General features: G+C 73.3%; 6 protein-coding genes and 1 pseudogene. 6 read left to right on the top strand and 1 reads right to left on the bottom strand.

Features of this window, described 5'->3' with window-relative positions; genetic code table 11:
* Positions 1–748: pseudogene (locus BN12_RS26305) on the top strand (hypothetical protein); the annotation flags it as partial.
* A 163-nt stretch (positions 749–911) separates the two neighbouring features.
* Here BN12_RS26305 and BN12_RS18900 read toward each other — a convergent pair.
* On the bottom strand, positions 912–1544 hold the full coding sequence (locus BN12_RS18900) for a hypothetical protein (protein WP_048554929.1): 633 nt from the start codon (positions 1542–1544) through the stop codon (positions 912–914).
* A 255-nt stretch (positions 1545–1799) separates the two neighbouring features.
* Between BN12_RS18900 and BN12_RS18895 the strand changes: the two genes are divergently transcribed.
* The 5 genes from BN12_RS18895 (at position 1800) to BN12_RS18875 (ending at position 8441) form a co-directional block, all read left to right on the top strand.
* Complete coding sequence (locus tag BN12_RS18895) at positions 1800–3989, top strand: sensor histidine kinase (protein ID WP_048554927.1); 2190 nt, start codon at positions 1800–1802, stop codon at positions 3987–3989.
* Complete coding sequence (locus BN12_RS18890; protein ID WP_048554925.1) at positions 3986–5299, top strand: sensor histidine kinase; 1314 nt, start codon at positions 3986–3988, stop codon at positions 5297–5299. The genes BN12_RS18895 and BN12_RS18890 overlap by 4 nt, the downstream gene beginning before the upstream one ends.
* Entirely contained in the window at positions 5296–5976 is a 681-nt protein-coding gene (locus tag BN12_RS18885; RefSeq protein ID WP_048554924.1) for a response regulator transcription factor, read from the top strand. Before BN12_RS18890 ends, BN12_RS18885 begins: the two co-directional genes overlap by 4 nt.
* Before the next feature lie 273 nt (positions 5977–6249).
* A complete protein-coding gene (locus BN12_RS18880) occupies positions 6250–6960 on the top strand; it encodes a response regulator transcription factor (protein WP_048554922.1) in 711 nt (236 codons plus the stop codon).
* Entirely contained in the window at positions 6960–8441 is a 1482-nt protein-coding gene (locus BN12_RS18875) for a sensor histidine kinase (protein WP_048554920.1), read from the top strand. Before BN12_RS18880 ends, BN12_RS18875 begins: the two co-directional genes overlap by 1 nt.
* The last annotated feature ends 157 nt before the right edge of the window (positions 8442–8598 follow it).

Here is an 8598-nt window from a genome sequence, read left to right as displayed (position 1 = left end):
CGCCGAGCCCGACGCGCCGACCCCGCCCCCCGAGCCGCCGGTGCCGCCCACGCCCCCCACCCAGCCCGTCCCGAGCTCCCCGACGACGCCGGTCCCCCAGGCGCCGGCCCCCGAGGGCGGCCCGTATGCCCCGCCCTCCTCGCCGTACTCCCCGCCCTCCTCGGCCGGCCAGGGTCCGCCGCCCCCGTCTCCCTACGCGGCACCCGGACCCTACGGCGGCGAGCAGTCCGCATACCCGGGGGGTCCGCCGCAGGGCTCCGGCAGTCAGGGCTCGCCCTGGGCGCCGCCACCCCACGATCCCTACGGCAGCCCAGCCCCGAGGTCGACGCCCCCGCCCGAGCAGAATCCCTATGGCTCGAGCCCGTACGGATCCGGGACGAGTCCGTATGCGGCGGGCTCGAACCCGTACGCCACCGGCGGGAGTCCGTATCCGGCCGGGCCACCCGGCGCCCCGGGTGCCCTGCCCGGATACGCCGTGCCCGGGTCGCGGAGCAACACCTCGGCCATCGTCCTGCTCGTCCTGTCGGCGGTCCTCACCGTCATGTGCTGCCTCACCCAGATCCCGGCCGCGATCCTCGGCATCGTCGCCTTGTCGAAGAAGGACTCCGACCCCGAGGGGTCGGCGCGCCTAACGCGCATCGGCTGGATCGCGTTCGCCATCGGTCTCGTCGTCGGCATCATCGCCGCGGGCGTGCTCATCACCCTCGGGGTCTGGGCCGACAACCAGAGCAGTGGCTACAGCTACTGAGCGGTGGCCGCCCCTCACCGGTCCCACTCGGCCCGACGGTCGGCGGTCCGGCAGGACCCCCACCCGTCCTGCCGGACCGGCGTGCCGGGGCGCCGGGGCGCCGGGGCGCCGGGGCGCCGGGGCGCCGACCCTCGCAGGTCTCGCAGCCCCGGCATCCACCGACTCAGCCGAGGTTCTCGCGGACGGTGAGCGGCTGGCTCGCGACGAACGACTCGTTCGTGATGCGGTGCTTGGCCGTCCCCTGGCCGGTGTGCCCGCTGAGGAACAATGCAGTGCCGAAGGCGGCGCCGGTGTAGGCACCCGAGGTTCCGCTGCCACCGACCGCGAGGACGTTGGACGTCGGTCCGATGATGGACACCGAGCCGGTCGAGGGGTTGAGACCGGACGCGGCCGGCCACGAGACGGTGAAGCTGCCCGACATCGCCTGGGAGGCGACCGAGTCCTTCCCGGAGAGGGCGGCGGTCAGCGTGCCGGTCCCGGGGATGGCGTTGCCGTTCACGACGCAGCCGCTCAGGGTCGCGCTGAGGAAGGCGGACTGCTTGTGGACCGTCTTGGCGAGCCCGGGGCTGAAGGTGATCGAGCCCTGGACGCCCGTGCACGACACGACGGTCGCCCACCCGTCCGGGCGGACCTGAGCGTGGGTCGCGACCTGGGTCGTGGCGGCGGCCGGCGTGGCCTGGAGGGTGGCGGCACCGGCCGGTGCGATCCCTGCCGCGAGTCCGACGACGACGCCGGAGAGGGCGATCCCCCCGGCGAGGGCGTGGCGGGTCCGGCGCGAGACGAGACGTGTGTTCATGACGTGGAATCCATTCTCCTGTAGGTGATTCAGCCGTTCTGGCTGACTACGAGAGTGACAGTCGCGACCCCCGCCGCACGAGAGTGGCGGCCCCCGGACCTCGACTGGGGTGGGCGCCTCACCACGGGGTGGTGCACACCCCCGGCGCGGGGTGGTGTGCACCACCCCGGCCGGATCTTCCAGAGGCTGGGAGGCCACCGCGTCCCAGCGGAACGACTCCGGCCTAGGCTGGCCTCGTCGCCTCGGAGGTGCCACGTGTCGTCATCGCTCCCCGCACCCGGCGGTGGCCGACGCCGAACCCTCGACACGGCATACCTCGTCCTCGCCTCCCTCTACGTCGCGGGGCTCGTCCTCTGGCTCCTCCTCGGGCTGCTGCCTCCCCTCGCGGCGAGCAGCTCCGCGACGATGGAGGTCCTGTCCCGGCTGGCCCGCGGGACGGGGTCGGTCGCCACCATCGCCCACGGCGCGCTCATGGCGATCCCCGAGGCGGCGGGCTGGGGCATCGTGAGCGTCGAGTACGCGTTCAGCATCCTCAACCTCGGGCTCGGGCTCGTCCTCCTCTGCCGCCGGCCCCGCGACGTGGTGCCGCGGCTCCTCTCCCTCGGCTTCATGGGGACCGCGGCGACGTTCAACGCCCCGAGCCATGTCGTCTTCCACCTCCTCGTCAACGCGCCCCTCGTGACGGCGGTCCACTTCACCTTCCACATCGTGTCCGGCGTCGCCTACGTCTGGGCGGTCATCCTGTTCCCCGACGGCCGGCTCCCGGTCACCGTGGGCCGAGGCGGCCGGGACACGGGCCTCCTCGCGCTCGTCACGACGATCGCCATCGCCGTCGTGTGCTATCGCAGCAGCTTCGTCGCCCACCCGCCCTTCTTCGTCGCCTTCTTCGGCGTCCTCATCCCGGTCGCCGGCATTCCCGCTCAGCTGGTCCGGCTGCGCCGGTTCGAGCCGGGTATGCCGCAGTGGCAGCAGTCGCGTCTCCTCGTCATCGCGCTCGTCCCGGCCCTCGCGGCCGCGAGCGTCTGGCTGCTCGCGCGGGCGGCGGGCTGGACGTGGGTCGCGTCCGTCGTCGAGGCGAACTTCCCGACGGTGTTCGCCCTCGTGCCGATCATCCTCGCGGTCGGCATCCTCCGGTTCCGGCTGTGGGACGTCGACCGGCTCGTGAGCCGCGGCATCGTCTTCGCCGGGCTCGCCGCCTTGGTCGGGATCGCTTACGGGGCAGCCCTTCTCGTGGCGAAGTGGCTCGTCGGCGACACCTCCCTCGTCGGAGCGGTGGCGCTCACCGCGGTGGCCGTGGCGGCATACCCGGTCCGCCGGCTCGGGTCGCGGCTGGCGAATCGCGCCGTCTTCGGGGAGCGGCTCAGCCCCCCGGAGGCGCTCCGCGTGCTCGCGCACCAGCTGACGTCCTCCGGCGACCCCGCGAGAGACCTCGTCGACGTCGTCGTCGCCGCCACCCGCTGCTCGGGTGCCGCCTTGTGGCTCCTCGACGGCACCGAGCTCGTTCGCGCCGCAGCCGCCGGCGCCATCGACGAGGGTCCGACCCGCCTGCCTCTCGTCGGGGACTCCGAGGACGCCGTCCGAGCGGCCCTCGCGCCCGCGCCCTGCGAGCCCGTCCGCCACGACGGCCGACTCGTCGCCGCCCTCACCCTCGCCGTGCCGCCCGGGATCCGGCTGCCCCGGGTCGAGCAGTCCCTCGTGCGCGACCTCGCCGCCCACGCCGGCCTCCTCGTGACGAACGCCCGGCTCACCCGCGACCTCGCGCGACAGCTCGTCGTCGTCCGCACCGTCGCCGACGACCTCACGATGTCGCGCGCCCAGGTCGTCGCGGCGCAGGACACCGAGCGACGCCGTCTCGAGCGCGACCTGCACGACGGGGCGCAGCAGGAGCTCGTCGCCGCCCTCCTGCGGATCGGAACGCTGACCTCCCGGTCGACCGAGGAGATCTCCTCACAGGAGATCGGAGACCTTCGCCGGCTCCTCGGCCGGACCCGGACGAGCATCGCGGAGCTGGCACACGGCTCGCCGCCGGAGCCGCTCGTCCGTCGCGGACTGGCGGGCGCCCTCTCGGAGTCGGCCACGACCCTCGCTGCCGCCGGCATCGCGGTGTCCGTCGACGACCGGACGGCCGGGATCGACCTGCCCTCCGAGGCTCGGACCGCGCTCTACTACTGCGGGGTCGAGGCCCTCCAGAACATCGCGAAGCACAGCCGAGCCCGTCAAGCCGTCGTCCTGCTGGGCGCCGACGAGCACGACATCGTCCTCTCCGTCGCCGACGACGGCGTGGGGATCCGCTCCGGCGCGGCCCGGGCCGAGCCCGGGCTGGAGCACCTCGGGGAGCGGCTCGCACCGATCGGAGGGACCGCGAGACTCGCGACGACGCAGACCGGGGTCACCGTCGAGTTCCGCGTGCCCCGGGTCCCCTCACCTCCCGAGGCCCTGTCGTGAGCATCGGCCCCCTGCGTCGGATCGTCTCGCCGAAGGTCGTCCGCGCCTCGGTCGTCTCGGTCGGCGTCGCGGTCATCGCCTTCACGACCTTCGCCGTCGCCGGACTCGTCGGCGCGCGAACCGGTCACGCGACGCTCATCTGGGTCCTCGCCGCTCTCGGCGTCGCCGTCGTCGTCCCGCTCCTCGCCGGTCCGCTCGAGCGCATCGGGGAGCGCGTCGCATACGGACGGCGGGGGAACCCGTATGCGACGCTCGACGCCTTCGTCCGGCGCACCGCCGAGACGCTGCCGACCGAGGACGTCCTGCCGCAGCTCGCGCGCACCGCGGCCGTGGCCACCCGCAGCACGCGCGGCGAGGTCCGCCTCTGGCTGGCCGACGGCGCGGAGTGGGTCCAGACCTGGCCGCCCCGGGCGACCGACGCGACCGACGAGATGTCCGTCCCCCTGCGTCACGGCGGCGAGGACCTCGGAACCCTCGAGGTCGCGCGCGCCGGGCGAGGTAGCGACCCGATCGACGGTGCGGTCCTCGACCGGCTCGCCGGGCCGGCCGGACTCGCCCTGTCCAACGTCCGCCTGACCCTCGACCTCACGCACCGGGTGGAGACGACGACCCGGCTGGTCGAGGCGTTGCGGATCTCGAGAGGACGGCTCGTCACCGCCCGTGCCGACCAGGCTGAGCGCTTCGCCCGGCAGGTCCACCGGGAGGTGCTCGACCGCATCTCGACGGCCGACGCGGCACTCGCCGCCCTCGGGACCACCACGACGCAGATGCCGCCGAGAGCCGCCGAGACGGCGAGCGGCGACTCGACAGGGGTTGACCCGACAGGGGCCGACTCGACACCGGCTGACTCGGCACGGGCCGACTCGGCATGGGCCGTGCTCGGCACCGCACGCGACGAGATCGCCGTCGCCCTGGAGAGCCTCCGCGAGATCTCGCACGGGATCTACCCGCCGGTGCTCCACCAGCGCGGCCTGCGGGCGGCCCTCGAGTGGCGTCGGGACCACGCGGGCGTCCCCTGGCGGATCGTCGTGGAGCCCGACGGTGACTGGCGCGTCGAGGCGGAGGTCGAGGCCGCCGCCTACTTCGCCTGCGTCGACCTCCTCTCCCCCGCTCCGTCCGCCGCCGACCTCGTCGTGACGTGGTCTGCGCCCGGCGCGCTCGTCATGAGGATCGCCGGGCTGCCCGACGCCTCCGAGGAGCACACCCGCCTCGTCCGCGATCGCGCCGAGGCGCTCGGTGGGAGCCTGGAGGTCGACGACGGCACGGCGTCGGCGACGATCCGGCTTCCGGCGAGGATGATCGGGGGATGACCATTCGCGTCGTCCTCGCCGAGGACAGCGCCCTGCTCCGAGAGGGCTTGCGGGGTCTCGTCGACGCGCAGGACGACCTCGAGGTGGCCCGTGCCTGCGACGACCTGCCGAGCCTGCTCCGAGCCATCGACGAGCTGCGGCCCGACGTCGTCCTCACCGACATCCGGATGCCACCGGCCCACGGCGACGAGGGCGTCCAGGCGGCCGAGCACGCCCGCCGGGCGAGCCCGCATACCGGCGTCGTGCTCCTCAGCCAGTACGTCGACCTCGCCTGCGTGCGGACCCTGCTCCGCGACGGCGCCGACGGCCGCGGATACCTCCTCAAGGAGCGGGTCGCGGACGTCGCCGACCTCGTCGCCGCCATCCGCCGGGTCGCCGAGGGCGGCTCCGTCATCGACCCCAAGGTCGTCGAGGCGCTCGTCCGCTCGCGGGGCAACACACCCGGCTCACACCTGGACCGGCTCACCGCCCGCGAGCGCGAGGTCCTCGGCGAGATGGCGCGGGGCCGAACCAACGGCGCGATCGCCGAGTCCCTCGTCATCACCCAGCGCGCCGTCGAGAAGCACGTCAACTCCATCTTCGCCAAGCTCGGCGTCGGCCACGACGACGGCGTGCACCCCCGCGTCCGGGCCGTCCTCCTCTACCTGTCGGAGGCGCCCGCCGAGCCCCCGACCTGACTCCATCCCCGCACGTGCCGAGTTGTTGTCGCATCCCGACCGATCCGGCGACATCTTCTCGGCACGTGCGGGCGTCTCACCTCGGCAGATCCCGAGGTCGTCGCCTCGGCAGATGCCGGGGTCGTCACCTCGGCAGATGCGGGGTTGTCGTGGTCGCCAGGCCGATCCGACCACGGAAAGCCCACACCTGCCGAGGAGGGGTCCAGGGAACGATCAGCGAGGAGTCAGCGGGTACTCAGCAGACTCCCAGAGTCGGCCAGCATCCTGAGAGTCGTGACCGGACAGACCCAGCCCGAGGCCAGGCTTCTCGTCGTCGAGGACGAGCCGAACATCCGGGAGCTGCTGGCGACGTCGCTGCGGTTCGCCGGCTTCGAGGTGCACACGGCCGGCACGGGCACCGACGCCATCCACACCGCGGCGAAGGTCGACCCCGACCTGTGCGTCCTCGACGTCATGCTGCCCGACATGGACGGGTTCACCGTCACCCGGCGGCTCCGCGAGAGCGGCCGGACCCTCCCCATCGTCTTCGTCACGGCCCGCGACTCGGTCGACGACAAGATCAAGGGGCTCACCGTCGGCGGCGACGACTACGTCACGAAGCCGTTCAGCCTCGAGGAGGTCGTCGCCCGGATCCGCGCGGTGCTCCGTCGCAGCCGCGGCGACGTCGACCCGAGCTCGGCCATCGCCTTCCACGACCTCGAGCTCGACGAGGACTCCCACGAGGTGCGACGCGCGGGCCGGGCCATCGAGACCTCCCCGACGGAGTTCAAGCTGCTGCGCTACCTCATGCTCAACCCGAACCGGGTCCTGTCCAAGGCGCAGATCCTCGACCACGTCTGGGACTACGACTTCCGCGGCGAGTCGGGGATCGTCGAGTCCTACATCTCCTACCTGCGCCGCAAGATCGACACCGAAGGCCTGCCGCCGCTCATCCACACCAAGCGCGGCGTGGGCTACGTGCTCCGCCTCCCGCCCGAGAGCTGATGACGGGCGCCCCCCTCGAGCCGCCGGTGGCCCGCGCGCAGGCGCTCGCGAGGCGGCTCGAGTCCATCCCCCTCCGGGTCCGCCTCGTCGGCGTGCTGTCCGCCCTCATGGCGGTCGCCCTCGTCGCGACGACGGCCGTGACCGCGGTCCTCATGCAGCGCGACCTCGTGTCCCGCGTCGACAGCGAGCTGCGGGCCGCGGCCACTCCCGTCGCGAACCAGGTCCTGAGCGACATCCACGACGCTCCCTCCGCCACGATCCTGTCCGCGTATGCCGTCGTCTACCTCCCGGTCGACGGCAGCCCCGAGCAGATCGCGAACCCGACGGGCTACAGCGAGCACCCGGCGATCCCGCCCCTGCCCCTCACCGACCCCCGGGTCGTGACGGGTCGTCCCTTCACCGTCGGCTCGACGGACGGGGACCTCGACTGGCGTGTCGTCGCTCGGCCCACGACCGACCGGTCGGCGACGGTCGCCGTCGCCGTCCCGCTCGCCGGGGTCGAGCACACCGTCCATCGGCTCCTCCTCGTCACCGGCCTCATCGGCCTCGCGGTCCTGCTCGCCCTCGCGGCCCTCGGCTGGTACCTCGTCCGCCGCGCGTTCCGGCCGCTGAGCCAGATCGAGGACACGGCGGCCGCCATCGCCGCGGGAGACCTGACCCAGCGCATACCGGTCCGGGCCGCGGACGACGAGGTCCAGTCCCTCGCCCGGTCGCTCAACGGCATGCTCACCCAGATCGAGGAGTCCTTCGCCCTCCGCGAGGCCTCGGAGGAGCGGATGCGGCAGTTCGTGAGCGACGCCTCGCACGAGCTGCGGACCCCGCTCGCGACGGTCCGGGGGTATGCCGAGCTGTACCGACAGGGTGCGGTGGCCGACCGCGACTCCCTCGACGCGGCGATGGGCCGCATCGAGGGCGAGGCGACGCGGATGGGAGGGCTCGTCGACGACCTGCTCACCCTCGCCCGGCTCGACGAGGAGCCCCACGCCAGCGTGCACCCCGTCGACCTCACCGTCCTCGCCGCCGACGCCGTGCAGGACGCGAAGGCCCAGGCGCCGGACCGCACCGTGCGGCTCGACGTCGCGCCGGACGGCGGTCCGTACATCGTCGAGGGCACCGAGTCGCGGCTGCGCCAGGTGCTGGCCAACCTCGTCACCAACGCGATCCGCCATACGCCATCCGGGACACCGGTCGAGGTCGCCCTCGCGACCGACGCCGACGGCAGCCACGTCGTCGTCAAGGTCATCGACCACGGGAACGGGGTCGACGCGGCGATCGCCCGGAAGATCTTCGAGCGCTTCTACCGCGCCGACAAGGCCCGCTCGCGGGAGCACGGCGGCACGGGCCTCGGGCTGGCCATCGTCGCCGCGATCGTCGCAGGCCACGACGGTCGCGTCGGGCTCGCCACGACCCCCGGCGGAGGCGCCACCTTCGTTGTCGAGATTCCCACAGCGTTCTCCCAGACTTCGCACGGCGCTCTTTGACCTTGGGTCGTTTGACTCGTGCCTGTCACCAAGGAGGAACCCCACCGGATGAACGACCTGGACGAGAATCCCAAGGACGCTCGCCGCCCGGCTGACGCCGACGGCTCGCCCTTGTGGTTCGGCGACTCCGAGCGCTCGGCCCAGGCCTTCCATCCGA

Source organism: Nostocoides japonicum T1-X7 (genome assembly GCF_001046855.1).
GTDB classification, from domain to species: domain Bacteria; phylum Actinomycetota; class Actinomycetes; order Actinomycetales; family Dermatophilaceae; genus Nostocoides; species Nostocoides japonicum.
This window is presented reverse-complemented; position numbering and strand designations above follow the sequence as displayed.

Bases quoted from the DNA above. Each gene is read 5' to 3' on its own strand.
- BN12_RS18900 (WP_048554929.1), bottom strand. From the start codon at position 1,544: ATGAACACACGTCTCGTCTCGCGCCGGACCCGCCACGCCCTCGCCGGG.
- BN12_RS18885 (WP_048554924.1), top strand. From the start codon at position 5,296: ATGACCATTCGCGTCGTCCTCGCCGAGGACAGCGCCCTGCTCCGAGAG.
- BN12_RS18875 (WP_048554920.1), top strand. From the start codon at position 6,960: ATGACGGGCGCCCCCCTCGAGCCGCCGGTGGCCCGCGCGCAGGCGCTC.